Origin of the sequence: Kosakonia sp. ML.JS2a (assembly GCF_025642095.1) — a bacterium.
Classification (GTDB): Bacteria; Pseudomonadota; Gammaproteobacteria; order Enterobacterales; family Enterobacteriaceae.
Window position 1 is genome coordinate 75210 of the sequence record NZ_CP106755.1, and the last position, 14753, is coordinate 89962.

Here is a 14753-nt window from a genome sequence, read left to right on the forward strand (position 1 = left end):
CCCGGCTGGCTGCTAATGTCATTCTATTGCGCCCACGATCGTTATCAACGGATTACAGCAAAAATGACAATATTGTCATTATCCTGTCACTCGGCAAACAGAGAGCGTTAGGTAAAGTACCCCTATCAATACTCTGGACTTCATTTGAACCATTTACCAGGTCTGCCTGGACGAGAAGCGTTATGTTCAAATTAAAATTACTCAGCATTAGCACGATATTCATCCTGGCAGGCTGCGTGTCGCTTGCGCCTGAATATCAGCGGCCCGCAGCACCGGTACCCCAGCAGTTTTCACTGTCCCATAACAGCCTGACGCCAGCGGTAAATGGCTATCAGGATACGGGCTGGCGTAACTTTTTTGTCGATCCCCAGGTTACCCGGTTGATCGGTGAAGCTCTGACTAATAACCGTGATTTGAGAATGGCTGCCCTGAAGGTTGAAGAGGCCCGGGCCCAGTTCAACGTCACGGATGCAGATCGTTATCCCCAACTGAATGCCTCATCCGGGATCACATACAGCGGTGGTCTGAAAGGTGACAAGCCGACCACACAGGAGTACGACGCGGGTCTGGAGCTCAACTATGAGCTCGATTTTTTTGGCAAACTTAAGAACATGAGTGAGGCTGATCGCCAGAACTACTTTGCCAGCGAAGAAGCCCGTCGTGCCGTACACATCCTGCTGGTCTCCAACGTTTCACAGAGCTATTTCAGCCAGCAACTGGCGTACGAACAACTCCGTATTGCGCGGGAAACGCTGAAAAATTATGAACAGTCTTATGCATTCGTTGAGCAACAACTGGTGACCGGGAGTACGAACGTTCTGGCGCTTGAACAGGCCAGGGGGCAAATCGAAAGTACCCGCGCCGAAATAGCCAAACGAGAAGGCGATCTGGCTCAGGCAAACAATGCCCTGCAACTGGTGCTGGGAACGTACCGCGCAGTTCCGTCAGAAAAAGGGATGAAAGGTGGTGAAATCGCGCCAGTAAAACTGCCCCCAAACCTGTCGTCACAAATTTTGCTGCAGCGCCCGGATATCATGGAAGCGGAATATCAGCTTAAAGCGGCTGATGCCAGTATTGGCGCAGCGCGAGCGGCCTTTTTCCCGTCCATTACCCTGACCAGTGGCCTTTCCGCAAGCAGTACGGAGTTGTCCAGCCTCTTTACGTCAGGAAGCGGAATGTGGAATTTTATCCCTAAAATTGAAATTCCTATTTTTAATGCCGGCCGGAACAAAGCCAATCTGAAACTGGCTGAAATTCGCCAGCAACAGTCGGTGGTTAATTACGAACAAAAAATTCAGTCGGCCTTTAAGGATGTTTCCAACACGCTTGCGCTGCGCGATAGTCTTAGCCAGCAACTCGAGGCACAGCAGCGTTATCTTGATTCACTCCAGATAACCCTCCAGCGAGCCCGGGGATTATATTCAAGTGGTGCAGTCAGCTACATAGAAGTGCTGGATGCAGAACGCTCCCTGTTCACTACGCAGCAAGCCATTCTCGACCTTACCTATTCCCGACAGGTTAACGAAATTAATCTGTTCACCGCACTGGGTGGCGGTTGGGTAGAGTAAATTATATTCAACATATCAGGAAATTAAAAATGCGTAACTCACTTAAAGCCGTTTTATTTGGTGCTATCTCTGTCATGTTTTCTGCCGGTCTTCATGCTGAAGTACATCAGCATGGTGATATGAACGCTGCCAGTGATGCTTCGGCACAGCAGGTTATCAAGGGCACCGGTGTCGTTAAAGACATTGATATGAATAGTAAAAAGATCACCATTTCGCACGAAGCAATCCCTGCTGTGGGCTGGCCTGCAATGACCATGCGCTTCACTTTTGTTAATGCAGACGACGCTATCAATGCCCTGAAAACCGGCAACCATGTCGATTTCTCGTTTATTCAGCAGGGCAATATCTCCTTACTCAAAAGCATTAACGTTACGCAATCCTGATTATCAGTCCGGAGCGAATACATCCAGTGCGCCTGAACATTCATTAAGGGATTACTGTGAATGAATGATCGGGCGCATATGCCAGGTGTTTTGATTTTTCAGCGAGAAATTGTATGGCTTCTTTAAAGATAAAATATGCTGCAATAATTATCAGCAGCCTCATAGCAGGAGGCCTGATATCGGTTACTGCCTGGCAGTATATCAACTCATCACAAAAAACAGTACAAACAGAACAAAAGGCACCGGAGCGAAAGGTTCTTTTCTGGTATGACCCGATGAAACCGGATACCAAATTTGATAAACCCGGAAAATCGCCTTTTATGGATATGGACCTGGTGCCAAAATATGCTGATGAAAGCGCCGAGAAAAGCAGTGGCGGGATCCGTATTGATCCAACGCAGGTTCAGAACCTGGGATTAAAAACACAAAAAGTCACGCGCGGGATGCTGAATTATACTCAGACCATTCCGGCTAATGTCAGTTACAACGAGTATCAGTTTGTCATTGTACAGGCGCGCTCTGACGGATTCGTCGAAAAAGTGTATCCCCTGACGATTGGCGATCATGTGAAGAAAGGCACTCCGCTTATCGATATCACCATTCCTGAATGGGTTGAGGCACAAAGTGAGTTCCTGCTGCTATCCGGTACAGGCGGTACGCCAACCCAGATAAAAGGGGTTCTGGAGCGACTTCGTCTAGCTGGTATGCCGGAAGAGGATATTCAAAGGCTGCGTTCAACCCGCACAATCCAGACCCGTTTTACCATTAAAGCACCTATTGATGGTGTCATTACTGCGTTTGACCTGCGCACCGGAATGAATATTTCGAAAGATAAAGTAGTGGCTCAGATTCAGGGGATGGACCCGGTCTGGATCAGCGCTGCAGTGCCAGAATCTATCGCATATCTGCTGAAAGATACGTCGCAGTTTGAAATTTCGGTACCGGCTTATCCGGATAAAACATTCCATGTCGAAAAATGGAACATTCTTCCCAGCGTGGATCAGACAACCCGTACGCTTCAGGTCCGTCTCCAGGTTTCTAATAAGGATGAGTTTCTCAAGCCGGGCATGAATGCCTATCTGAAACTGAATACCAAGAGCCAGGAGATGCTGCTGATACCAAGCCAGGCCGTTATCGATACCGGCAAAGAACAGCGCGTGATTACTGTTGATGATGAAGGCAAGTTTGTGCCGAAACAGATCCACGTTCTGCATGAATCACAGCAACAGTCCGGCATTGGCTCCGGCCTGAATGAAGGCGATACCGTGGTGGTCAGTGGCCTGTTCCTCATTGACTCCGAAGCCAATATTACGGGCGCGCTGGAACGTATGCGCCACCCTGAAAAAACAGAAAACAGTATGCCAGCAATGTCTGAGCAGCCTGTAAATATGCATTCAGGGCACTGAGGAGACGACGATGATTGAATGGATTATCCGGCGCTCTGTCGCCAACCGTTTCCTGGTCATGATGGGCGCACTGTTTCTCAGCATCTGGGGCACATGGACGATAATTAACACGCCGGTCGATGCGCTGCCTGACCTGTCAGATGTGCAGGTCATTATTAAAACCAGCTATCCCGGACAGGCCCCGCAGATTGTAGAAAACCAGGTCACCTATCCGCTTACCACCACCATGCTGTCCGTACCTGGCGCAAAAACCGTGCGTGGCTTTTCACAGTTCGGTGATTCGTATGTGTATGTCATTTTTGAAGACGGCACCGATCTGTACTGGGCCCGTTCGCGCGTGCTGGAATACCTGAATCAGGTTCAGGGCAAACTGCCTGCGGGTGTGAGCTCTGAAATCGGCCCGGACGCCACGGGAGTGGGCTGGATATTTGAATATGCCCTTGTCGATCGCAACGGAAAACACGACCTTTCAGAACTGCGCTCTCTGCAGGACTGGTTCCTGAAATTTGAGCTGAAAACCATCCCGAACGTGGCTGAGGTCGCTTCGGTTGGCGGCGTGGTGAAACAGTACCAGATTCAGGTCAATCCGGTAAAACTGTCCCAGTACGGTATCAGCCTGCCCGAAGTGAAACAGGCACTTGAATCGTCTAACCAGGAGGCCGGTGGCTCATCCGTTGAAATGGCCGAAGCGGAGTATATGGTCCGTGCCAGCGGTTATCTTCAGAGCATTGATGATTTTAATAACATCGTCCTGAAAACAGGTGAGAACGGCGTGCCGGTTTATCTGCGGGATGTTGCCCGCGTGCAGACCGGGCCCGAAATGAGGCGTGGTATTGCCGAGCTGAACGGCCAGGGAGAAGTCGCTGGCGGCGTGGTGATCCTGCGGTCGGGTAAAAATGCGCGCGACGTTATCACGGCAGTGAGGGATAAACTGGAGACGCTGAAGGCCAGCCTGCCGGAAGGCGTTGAAATCGTGACCACCTACGATCGCAGCCAGTTAATCGACCGGGCGATTGATAACCTCAGTTCCAAACTTCTGGAAGAGTTTATCGTGGTGGCCATCGTCTGTGCTCTGTTCCTGTGGCACGTACGTTCTGCCCTGGTGGCGATTATCTCTCTGCCGCTTGGCCTGTGTATCGCCTTTATCGTCATGCACTTCCAGGGACTGAACGCCAATATCATGTCGCTGGGAGGGATAGCGATTGCCGTCGGTGCGATGGTGGATGCCGCCATTGTGATGATTGAAAATGCGCACAAACGGCTTGAGGAGTGGGATCATCAGCATCCGGGTGAGCAGATTGACAACGCCACCCGCTGGAAGGTGATTACCGACGCCTCCGTGGAAGTGGGACCCGCGTTGTTCATTAGCCTGCTGATCATCACCCTGTCCTTTATTCCTATCTTTACCCTGGAAGGGCAGGAAGGTCGTCTGTTTGGCCCGCTGGCATTCACGAAAACGTACTCCATGGCGGGAGCGGCCGCACTGGCCATCATCGTCATTCCTATTCTGATGGGATTCTGGATCCGGGGGAAAATTCCTGCCGAGACAAGTAACCCCCTGAACCGGGTGCTGATCAAAGCGTATCATCCTTTGCTGCTGCGGGTCCTCCACTGGCCAAAAACAACCCTGCTGGTTGCGGCCTTGTCCATTTTCACGGTTATCTGGCCACTGAGTCAGGTGGGCGGTGAATTTCTGCCGAAGATTAACGAGGGCGATCTGCTGTATATGCCGTCGACCTTGCCTGGCGTCTCTCCGGCAGAAGCTGCAGCGCTCCTGCAGACAACAGACAAGTTAATCAAAAGCGTTCCTGAAGTGGCTTCTGTATTTGGCAAGACCGGTAAAGCAGAGACCGCAACGGATTCCGCGCCGCTCGAAATGGTGGAAACCACGATCCAGCTCAAACCTGAGGATCAGTGGCGTCCCGGCATGACAATTGACAAGATTATTGATGAACTCGACAGGACAGTCCGTTTACCGGGTCTGGCAAACCTCTGGGTGCCGCCTATCCGTAACCGTATTGATATGCTCTCAACCGGGATCAAAAGCCCGATAGGTATCAAAGTGTCCGGGACTGTTCTGTCCGATATCGACGCGACGGCGCAGAGTATCGAGGCGGTAGCCAAAACCGTGCCTGGCGTGGTGTCTGTCCTGGCTGAGCGACTTGAGGGCGGGCGCTACATCGATATCGATATCAACCGGGAGAAAGCCTCCCGCTACGGGATGACGGTAGGTGATGTCCAGCTGTTCGTCTCTTCAGCAATCGGAGGTGCTATGGTGGGTGAGACGGTTGAAGGGGTGGCCCGGTACCCTATTAACATTCGCTACCCGCAGGATTACCGGAACAGTCCGCAGGCGCTGAAACAGATGCCGATCCTGACCCCGATGAAGCAGCAGATCACGCTGGGCGATGTCGCGGATATTAACGTCGTTTCTGGACCAACCATGCTGAAAACCGAAAATGCCCGGCCAGCCAGCTGGATTTATGTTGATGCCCGCGGCAGGGACATGGTGTCGGTGGTTAACGACATTAAGACGGCCATCAGCGAGAAAGTGAAACTGAGACCGGGAACCAGTGTGGCATTCTCCGGACAGTTTGAACTGCTTGAGCATGCCAACAAGAAACTGAAGCTGATGGTGCCGATGACGGTGATGATCATTTTCATCCTGTTGTATCTGGCATTCCGCCGGGTTGACGAAGCCCTGCTGATCCTGATGAGCCTGCCGTTCGCCCTGGTTGGCGGAATATGGTTCCTGTACTGGCAGGGCTTCCATATGTCAGTGGCGACCGGAACCGGGTTTATCGCCCTGGCCGGGGTGGCAGCAGAGTTTGGCGTGGTCATGCTGATGTATCTGCGTCATGCCATTGAAGCGCACCCGGAATTGTCCCGTAAAGAGACGTTCACACCGGAAGGTCTTGATGAAGCCCTCTATCATGGTGCCGTACTGCGTGTCCGGCCGAAAGCCATGACCGTGGCGGTGATCATTGCGGGTCTGCTGCCAATACTCTGGGGAACCGGCGCAGGTTCAGAAGTCATGAGCCGTATTGCTGCGCCAATGATTGGTGGGATGATCACGGCTCCGCTGCTGTCCCTGTTCATTATTCCTGCCGCCTACAAATTAATCTGGCTGCGCAGACATAAAAAAAGCGTGTCATAACCCTGAAAGGGCGCCCCCAGTGGGCGTCCTTCTGCACTGATTCACCCTGACGTCAGGGTTTATATCGATAATATACAGAGGTGAGTATGAAAAAAGTGGTTCTAATGGCCCTGGCTCTCGGCCTGTCACTGCCTGCAATGGCGAGTGAAAAAGTCATTGATATGTACAAATCTGAAAACTGTGGCTGTTGTTCCCTGTGGGGCAAGGCGATGGAAAAAGACGGGTTCGAAGTGCGAACTCACGTCATGAATGATCAGGCGCTGTCAGCCCTGAAAGAAAAGCATGCTGTTCCTGCTGGACTACGAAGTTGTCATACCGCGGTTGTAGGTAATTTGATCATTGAAGGCCATGTGCCTGCGGCAACGATACATAAGGCCATGCAGTCTGGTTCGGGTATATACGGTCTCGCCACCCCCGGTATGCCAGCAGGAAGTCCGGGAATGGAGATGGGGGCCCGAAAAGAGGCTTACGATGTTATCGCATTCTCACCGGAGGGCAGTAAAAAAGTCTTCCAGCGAATCGAATAGTCAGCGGAACGGCTGATAACGGGACGCCGGCAGCAGGCACTCTTATGCCGGCGGCATTCGTGGTAATCGCATCCATGACATATCCTGAAGACAGAAAATGCTTCAGATATGCATAAGGAGAGTTACTGTGAAAAATGACAATGCAGTGGAACATAACAACCAGACTGCTTCTGAGCAGACATCATCCCCGGACGAGAGTCACGCATTGCATAAGGTGAGAGATCCCGTGTGCGGGATGGTCATCCTGCCTGACAAGGCGCACAGCAGCATTCGATACCAGGACCATCAGCTTTATTTCTGCTCCGCCAGCTGTGAGAGCAAATTTAAAGCCCATCCCGATCATTATTTTACCGAAGATGCCAGTGAACATCACCATCACCACGACCACCATGAAGTCAGCCCTGATAAGATAAAACAGTCTCACCGCCAGGCGGAGAAAGAGATTTCTGAAGGTGTGTGGACATGTCCGATGCATCCGGAGATACGCCGTAGTGGTCCCGGAAGCTGTCCTGTCTGTGGAATGGCACTGGAGCCGCTCGTAGCTACGGCATCCACGGGGACGAGTGATGAACTTCGCGACATGACAAGACGCTTCTGGCTGGGGTTGTTGCTGGCGTTTCCGGTTCTGATACTCGAAATGGGTTCTCATCTGTTTCCCGCTTTGAGGAATACAGTACCGCCACAGTACAACACATGGCTGCAGTTACTTCTGGCCTCTCCTGTCGTTTTGTGGTGTGGCTGGCCATTCTTCGCCCGGGCCGGAATGTCGTTACGTAACCGCTCCCTGAATATGTTTACCCTTGTTGCAATGGGGACCGGCGTAGCCTGGGTTTACAGCGTCATTGCAACCGTCTTCCCCTCCTGGTTTCCTGCATCGTTCAGAAACATGGATGGCCTGGTGGCCATTTATTTTGAAGCCGCAGCTGTTATTACGGTGCTTGTTCTGCTGGGACAGGTCCTTGAATTGCGGGCAAGGGAACAAACCTCAGGTGCCATTACTGCGCTTCTTAACCTTGCCCCCAAAACCGCCAGGCGGCTGGATCAAGACGGTCATGAAACGGATATTAATGCGGAAGATGTCCTGCCTGGCGATAAGCTCCGCATCAGACCTGGAGAGAGTATTCCGGTCGACGGTATCGTGGTCGAAGGCAAAACAACCGTTGATGAATCGATGGTGACCGGGGAATCTATGCCTGTTACCAAAACGGAGGGTGACCCTGTCATCGGGGGGACCATTAATCAGACAGGTAGTCTTATCATCCGTGCAGAGAAAGTCGGTGATGAAACGATGCTCTCACGAATTGTTCAGATGGTCGCTGATGCACAGCGTTCGCGGGCCCCCATCCAGAGAATGGCTGACAGCGTTTCAGGCTGGTTTGTTCCTCTGGTGATACTTATCGCGGTTGTTGCTTTCATGATCTGGTCTGTCTGGGGGCCCGAGCCCAGGATGGCGCACGGTCTCATTGCGGCTGTGTCGGTCCTGATTATTGCCTGTCCCTGCGCGCTGGGGCTGGCCACGCCGATGTCGATAATGGTGGGGGTGGGCAAAGGAGCCCAGGCCGGGGTGTTAATCAAGAATGCCGAAGCCCTTGAGCGTCTTGAAAAAGTGGACACGCTGGTTGTCGACAAAACAGGCACGCTCACGGAAGGTTCGCCGACGGTGACAGGGATTATCAGTCTCAATCCGGGTGGGGAAACATCTCTTTTGCGTGTAACGGCCGCAGTGGAAAAAGGCTCGCAGCATCCGCTGGGTATGGCAGTAGTTAAAGCAGCACAGGAAAAGGGGATCGCAATACCCGCAGTCACTCATTTCAATGCGCCGTCGGGTAAAGGTGTCTCAGGCGATGTCGAAGGTCAACGGGTTGTTATTGGTAATGAACTGGCTATGCAGGAAAACAGTATCGTTATTGATAATCAAAAGGCCGTTGCGGATACGTTGCGGATGGAAGGCGCTACCGTTATCTATGTGGCCACAGACGGGCACCTTGCAGGCCTGATAGCTATCTCGGATCCCGTGAAAGCAACCACGCCGGATGCGCTTAAAGCTTTGCGTCAGGCGGGGATCCGCATCGTTATGCTCACCGGGGATAACCAGCTTACCGCTGAAGCAGTCGCACGGAAACTGGGAATAGATGAGGTTGAAGCCGGGATTCTGCCGGATGGCAAAAAAGCAGTGATAACCCGACTGAAAGCGTCTGGCCATGTGGTTGCGATGGCCGGAGACGGTGTGAATGATGCCCCGGCGCTGGCAGCGGCTGACGTGGGTATAGCCATGGGAACGGGTACAGATGTGGCAATTGAAAGTGCCGGAGTCACCCTTCTCAAAGGCGACCTGATGATACTGAACAGGGCCCGTCATCTGTCAGAAATCACCATGAAAAATATCCGACAGAATCTGTTTTTTGCATTTATCTACAACGCACTTGGCGTGCCTGTGGCTGCAGGTCTGCTTTATCCTGTGTATGGAATACTGCTGTCGCCAGTTATTGCGGCGGCGGCCATGGCTCTTTCCTCCGTCAGCGTCATTGTGAATGCGTTGCGTCTGAAAAGTGTCAGGCTCGGGAAATAACACTGAGTGAAGGGGCTGTTACGAACAGAAGGAGTCCAGTATGAAAAGTACCACCTATGCGCTTATTGCTGTCGCCGCGATCGCGGCATTTGCCCTCCTGCGCGAACACTGGTCACATGTGGCAGGTTACTGGCCATATCTGTTATTGCTGGTCTGCCCGCTAATGCATCTTTTCCACGGCCACGGAGGGCATGGAGATCATCAACATCAAGGAAGTGAAAACGATAAAAAAAATTAATCCGGCAGACGGGGCCGCGTCGCGGCCCCGTTATCAGTCCAGGTATCGTTCGTAGTCTCTGGCATGCGCAAAGGCATGCTGTTCAAGTTTGTTATCAGCGGGTGCCGCTGCCCGGAACGCCAGTGAGTTAACAGGATTGTTATTGATGACCAGCTCGTAATGCAGATGAGGACCGGATGAACGTCCGCTGTTACCGGATAACGCAATAGCGCCTCCCCGGGTAACCCTGGCCCCTTTAGTAACGAGTATTTTATTGAGGTGGAGATAGCGAGTTTTAACACCGGCTTTTCCTGTTACTTCAACAAAATATCCCATGGTGCTGTTGTATTCGGCCCGGGTGATTTTTCCGTCGATGACGCTGACTATTTTCGTGTTCATGGGCATGGAATAATCAATGCCATTATGGGGACTCACTTTTCCCGATACCGGGTTAAGTCTTGCAGGATTGAAAGGCGAACTGAGTCTTGCTGTGGCCGGTAACGGATAATCGAGACTGCCTTTCCCGGAAGTATCGGAAAGGTTATAGAACTTTTTATCTGATATACGATACGCCGTGTAATTAAATGAACCGGACGTAAATTTATAGGCCACGACACGTGATTTTCCCGCTTTCTTTTGCAGTACGAGTTTTAATGATTCATTTTTTTTCAAATGCCGCAGATTAAACCGGGAAGGCAAGGAGCGCTGAAGAGTAGCGATCTCGTTCGATTCCAGCCCCGAGCGGGTGGCTGAAAGGTAGGCATTTTCTTTTACGACATCGGTAGAATACATTTACTGGAATTCGCCGTTAGCATGAACACTGCGGCGTATGCTAGGGGTTTTCAGGAGGCGTGTCATCTGTCAGTTAATCGGGAGCACCGTTGATGGTCGTCATTTTTGTAACATAGCTTGTTTCCCGTTTGCTCCTGAAGCTCTGGGAACTGTATGACCAGCCCGACGGTGATGATTAACGGGACTGAAACAGGTTACGGCAGAGCAATATGGGGCTCATGTCCTGCTACGTAACCCGTCAGTAAAGCCCTGCTGCGCACCTGACGCTAAGCACTAACCTGCCTGCAGTTACCTGGTCGAATACAGCCCGCGAAGCTTTCTTGCCTGCGTCTGATGTGCTTCCGCACCGGCATTATTGACCTGCTCATGCACGAGAGCGGCTTTTTCTCCGGCATTCAGTTCGTTAAAAGAAGAAGACGAGGTCTTTGAATTTGCATCACTGCCGGACAGCATTTTTTTATGTTCCTCAATCATTTTCTGATGCGCATAGGACGCGCTGTTGTTCATAAATGAATGAGCAACAATGGCCCTTTCATGTTCATTCATTTCAGAGAATGAGGGCGTGTTGTTTTTATTAACCCTGTCCGGTAAGTTTTCATGCGTCGAGTAATTCACATGACTGACGGCTGAGGCATTATTAACAAATCGATGTGCTTCATGGGCAATATCACTGGACTGAGCAAAAGCTGCCCCACAAAATAAAGCTGTAAACGCAGTGGTCGTGATTAATATATTCATGTGTAATTACCTTCTGAGGTACATAAAAGATGTCCTTATGATCATATATAAAAATAATCAACCTGTGGGGAAGATGACGTAAATGTAATACAGCTATGTACATTACACGATTGTAATGAATTTGTTTCTTAAGGTGTGCTAGATTCATTTCATTGTAAGTGGATGAACCAGTAATTTAATTTAAATCGGTTCTCGAATTCTGTCAGTAACCATACTTTAAATAAGGGGATGCGCATGCTGTTGAAAACGTCTCGACGAACTTTCCTGAAGGGGTTAACCCTCTCTGGCGTAGCCGGAAGTCTTGGCGTATGGAGTTTCAATGCGCGTTCCAGTCTGAGCCTGCCAGTTGCCGCATCCCTGCAGGGTACTCAGTTTGACCTGACCATTGGTGAAACGGCCGTCAATATCACGGGCAGTGAGCGTCAGGCCAAAACAATCAATGGAGGCCTGCCGGGGCCCGTTCTTCGCTGGAAAGAAGGTGACACCATTACCCTGAAGGTCAAAAACCGTCTTAATGAACAGACGTCCATTCACTGGCACGGCATTATTCTTCCGGCCAATATGGATGGTGTTCCGGGGCTGAGTTTTATGGGCATAGAGCCTGATGATACCTACGTTTACACCTTTAAGGTTAAGCAGAACGGGACTTACTGGTACCACAGCCATTCCGGTCTGCAGGAACAGGAGGGGGTATACGGTGCCATTATCATCGATGCCAGGGAGCCAGAACCGTTTGCTTACGATCGTGAGCATGTGGTCATGTTGTCTGACTGGACCGATGAAAATCCTCACAGCCTGCTGAAAAAATTAAAAAAACAGTCGGATTACTACAATTTCAATAAACCAACCGTTGGCTCTTTTTTCCGCGACGTGAATACCAGGGGGCTGTCAGCCACCATTGCCGATCGGAAAATGTGGGCTGAAATGAAAATGAATCCGACTGACCTCGCGGATGTCAGTGGCTACACCTACACCTATCTCATGAACGGGCAGGCCCCGCTGAAAAACTGGACCGGACTGTTCCGTCCCGGTGAAAAGATACGCTTACGGTTTATCAACGGCTCGGCAATGACCTATTTCGATATCCGTATCCCCGGGCTGAAAATGACGGTCGTGGCTGCAGATGGCCAGTATGTAAACCCGGTTACCGTTGACGAATTCAGGATTGCCGTTGCCGAAACCTATGATGTCATTGTGGAGCCTCAGGGTGAGGCCTATACCATCTTCGCACAATCCATGGACAGGACCGGTTACGCTCGAGGGACACTGGCCACGAGAGAGGGGTTAAGTGCTGCCGTTCCCCCCCTCGATCCCCGTCCTCTGTTGACCATGGAAGATATGGGTATGGGGGGAATGGGACATGATATGGCAGGAATGGACCACAGCCAGATGGGAGGCATGGATAACAGCGGAGAGATGATGTCTATGGACGGTGCTGACCTTCCGGATAGCGGGACATCCTCCGCGCCCATGGATCACAGCAGCATGGCCGGTATGGATCATTCCCGGATGGCCGGAATGCCGGGTATGCAAAGTCATCCTGCGTCAGAAACGGATAACCCACTGGTTGATATGCAGGCGATGAGCGTCTCTCCGAAATTAAATGATCCGGGTATTGGTCTTCGAAATAACGGAAGAAAGGTTCTCACGTACGCGGATTTGAAAAGCCGCTTTGAGGATCCTGACGGACGTGAACCTGGCCGTACCATAGAACTGCATTTAACCGGCCACATGGAAAAGTTTGCCTGGTCATTTAACGGAATCAAGTTTTCAGATGCCGCACCGGTGCTGCTGAAATACGGTGAGCGGCTCAGGATCACGCTGATCAACGATACCATGATGACTCACCCCATTCACCTGCATGGTATGTGGAGCGATCTGGAAGATGAAAACGGTAATTTCATGGTTCGTAAACACACAATAGATGTTCCCCCTGGTACAAAACGCAGTTACAGAGTGACAGCAGATGCGCTTGGCCGCTGGGCGTATCACTGCCATTTGCTCTATCACATGGAAATGGGAATGTTTCGTGAAGTCCGGGTGGAGGAATGATGCGAATGAAGAGAAATTTGAAGGCCATACCTGTTCTGGTCGCCGGTTTGTTTACCTCACAGCTTTCTATTGCGGCGGGCTCCGTCTCTGCAGATCCCCACGCCGGGCACGACATGTCTGCCATGCAGATGCCAGCAGATGAGAATTTCACTGAGATGACGTCAATGGAGCCCATTGTAACTGAGAGCAGAACGCCAATTCCGCCTGTTACCGATGCCGACCGGAAGGCTGCATTCGGCAATTTACAGGGGCATGCGATTCACGACAGTGCGATTAATTATCTGGTTCTGCTGGATCAACTGGAATGGCAACGGTCGGATAACACCAACAATTTCAGCTGGAGTGTTAACAGCTGGATTGGAGGCGACACAGATCGGATTTGGCTAAAGAGTGAAGGTGAACGAAGCAATGGGGAAACGGAGGCGGCTGAAGCGCAGTTACTCTGGGGACATGCGGTTGGCCCATGGTGGGATTTGGTTGCGGGTGTCAGGCAGGATTTCAGACCTGCTTCTGCCCGGACCTGGGCTGCTGTCGGTTTTCAGGGGCTGGCACTCTATAATTTTGAGTCTGAAATTACGGGTTTTGTCAGTAATGGCGGAAAAGCAGCCCTTCGTCTGGGAGGAGAATACGACGTTTTACTGACTAACCGGCTCATACTCCAGCCATCCTATGAGGTGAATTTCTACAGTCAGGATGATGAATCGCGGGGTCGCGGCAGGGGACTGACTGACACAGAGCTGGGGCTCCGGCTGCGCTATGAAATACGCCGTGAGTTTGCACCCTATATAGGCGTTTCCTGGAATCAACTTTACGGGAAAACATCCGATATGGCGAAAAGAGAAGGTGAGAAAGACCATCAGGTAGTATTCCTGGCGGGAGCCAGAATCTGGTTTTAACGCACTGATATAAAACACTCAACTAAACAGGTAAATAAAATGTCGATTTTAAATAAAGCCATTCTTACAGGTGGCCTCGTTATGGGCGTTGCTTTCTCTGCTATGGCCCATCCGGAATTAAAAAGCTCTGTGCCACAGGCTGATTCAGCCGTAGCGGCCCCGGAAAAGATTCAGCTTAATTTCTCGGAAAATCTGACCGTGAAATTCTCAGGTGCAAAATTAACGATGACGGGTATGAAAGGCATGTCATCACATTCTCCGATGCCGGTCGCGGCAAAAGTGGCGCCAGGCGCTGACCCTAAATCGATGGTCATTATTCCGCGAGAGCCTTTACCCGCTGGCACTTATCGTGTTGACTGGCGCGCGGTTTCTTCAGATACGCACCCTATTACCGGTAATTACACCTTTACAGTGAAGTAATATTATGAACGACCTGATTATGATTGTT

Annotated in this window: 12 protein-coding genes; 10 read left to right on the forward strand and 2 right to left on the reverse strand. The window is 51.1% G+C overall.

The genetic code is table 11. From position 1 onward, the window contains the following. Positions 1-182 precede the first annotated feature (182 nt). The 7 genes from silC (at position 183) to N7922_RS25090 (ending at position 9848) form a co-directional block, all read left to right on the forward strand. Positions 183-1568: a Cu(+)/Ag(+) efflux RND transporter outer membrane channel SilC gene (gene silC / locus N7922_RS25060; protein WP_007374414.1), complete on the forward strand. Its 1386-nt coding sequence runs from the start codon at positions 183-185 to the stop codon at positions 1566-1568. A gap of 29 nt (positions 1569-1597) precedes the next feature. After that, a complete protein-coding gene (gene cusF / locus N7922_RS25065; protein ID WP_007374415.1) occupies positions 1598-1951 on the forward strand; it encodes a cation efflux system protein CusF in 354 nt (117 codons plus the stop codon). A 113-nt stretch (positions 1952-2064) separates the two neighbouring features. Further along, a complete protein-coding gene (gene silB, locus N7922_RS25070; protein ID WP_263101018.1) occupies positions 2065-3357 on the forward strand; it encodes a Cu(+)/Ag(+) efflux RND transporter periplasmic adaptor subunit SilB in 1293 nt (430 codons plus the stop codon). Between the two features lie 10 nt (positions 3358-3367). Then, positions 3368-6514 (forward strand): Cu(+)/Ag(+) efflux RND transporter permease subunit SilA, encoded by a 3147-nt coding sequence (silA, locus tag N7922_RS25075; protein WP_000574021.1) that lies wholly within the window; start codon positions 3368-3370, stop codon positions 6512-6514. An 86-nt stretch (positions 6515-6600) separates the two neighbouring features. Beyond that, on the forward strand, positions 6601-7041 hold the full coding sequence (locus N7922_RS25080; RefSeq protein ID WP_002436620.1) for a DUF411 domain-containing protein: 441 nt from the start codon (positions 6601-6603) through the stop codon (positions 7039-7041). Positions 7042-7138: 97 nt separating this feature from the next. Further along, positions 7139-9610 (forward strand): Ag(+)-translocating P-type ATPase SilP, encoded by a 2472-nt coding sequence (gene silP, locus N7922_RS25085; protein WP_129244003.1) that lies wholly within the window; start codon positions 7139-7141, stop codon positions 9608-9610. Positions 9611-9650: 40 nt separating this feature from the next. Next, complete coding sequence (locus N7922_RS25090; RefSeq protein WP_000843497.1) at positions 9651-9848, forward strand: DUF2933 domain-containing protein; 198 nt, start codon at positions 9651-9653, stop codon at positions 9846-9848. A gap of 33 nt (positions 9849-9881) precedes the next feature. On the opposite strand, the gene N7922_RS25095 is transcribed toward N7922_RS25090, so the two are convergent. Both N7922_RS25095 and N7922_RS25100 read right to left on the reverse strand, forming a co-directional pair. Next, entirely contained in the window at positions 9882-10619 is a 738-nt protein-coding gene (locus N7922_RS25095) for a peptidoglycan DD-metalloendopeptidase family protein (RefSeq protein ID WP_000287501.1), read from the reverse strand. Between the two features lie 288 nt (positions 10620-10907). Next, positions 10908-11357, reverse strand: coding sequence for a hypothetical protein (locus N7922_RS25100; RefSeq protein WP_003032836.1), 450 nt, complete (start codon positions 11355-11357; stop codon positions 10908-10910). Positions 11358-11591: 234 nt separating this feature from the next. Between N7922_RS25100 and pcoA the strand changes: the two genes are divergently transcribed. From pcoA to pcoC, 3 genes are read left to right on the forward strand one after another with little or no spacing between them, the layout of a single operon-like run. After that, entirely contained in the window at positions 11592-13409 is a 1818-nt protein-coding gene (gene pcoA, locus N7922_RS25105; protein WP_000925242.1) for a multicopper oxidase PcoA, read from the forward strand. A 5-nt stretch (positions 13410-13414) separates the two neighbouring features. After that, on the forward strand, positions 13415-14305 hold the full coding sequence (gene pcoB, locus N7922_RS25110; protein WP_001378118.1) for a copper resistance outer membrane transporter PcoB: 891 nt from the start codon (positions 13415-13417) through the stop codon (positions 14303-14305). Between the two features lie 39 nt (positions 14306-14344). After that, positions 14345-14725 (forward strand): copper resistance system metallochaperone PcoC, encoded by a 381-nt coding sequence (gene pcoC, locus N7922_RS25115; RefSeq protein WP_000025662.1) that lies wholly within the window; start codon positions 14345-14347, stop codon positions 14723-14725. The last annotated feature ends 28 nt before the right edge of the window (positions 14726-14753 follow it).

Bases quoted from the DNA above. Each gene is read 5' to 3' on its own strand.
- silC (WP_007374414.1), top strand. From the start codon at position 183: ATGTTCAAATTAAAATTACTCAGCATTAGCACGATATTCATCCTGGCA.
- cusF (WP_007374415.1), top strand. From the start codon at position 1,598: ATGCGTAACTCACTTAAAGCCGTTTTATTTGGTGCTATCTCTGTCATG.
- silB (WP_263101018.1), top strand. From the start codon at position 2,065: ATGGCTTCTTTAAAGATAAAATATGCTGCAATAATTATCAGCAGCCTC.
- silA (WP_000574021.1), top strand. From the start codon at position 3,368: ATGATTGAATGGATTATCCGGCGCTCTGTCGCCAACCGTTTCCTGGTC.
- N7922_RS25080 (WP_002436620.1), top strand. From the start codon at position 6,601: ATGAAAAAAGTGGTTCTAATGGCCCTGGCTCTCGGCCTGTCACTGCCT.
- silP (WP_129244003.1), top strand. From the start codon at position 7,139: ATGCTTCAGATATGCATAAGGAGAGTTACTGTGAAAAATGACAATGCA.
- N7922_RS25090 (WP_000843497.1), top strand. From the start codon at position 9,651: ATGAAAAGTACCACCTATGCGCTTATTGCTGTCGCCGCGATCGCGGCA.
- N7922_RS25095 (WP_000287501.1), bottom strand. From the start codon at position 10,619: ATGTATTCTACCGATGTCGTAAAAGAAAATGCCTACCTTTCAGCCACC.
- N7922_RS25100 (WP_003032836.1), bottom strand. From the start codon at position 11,357: ATGAATATATTAATCACGACCACTGCGTTTACAGCTTTATTTTGTGGG.
- pcoA (WP_000925242.1), top strand. From the start codon at position 11,592: ATGCTGTTGAAAACGTCTCGACGAACTTTCCTGAAGGGGTTAACCCTC.
- pcoB (WP_001378118.1), top strand. From the start codon at position 13,415: ATGAAGAGAAATTTGAAGGCCATACCTGTTCTGGTCGCCGGTTTGTTT.
- pcoC (WP_000025662.1), top strand. From the start codon at position 14,345: ATGTCGATTTTAAATAAAGCCATTCTTACAGGTGGCCTCGTTATGGGC.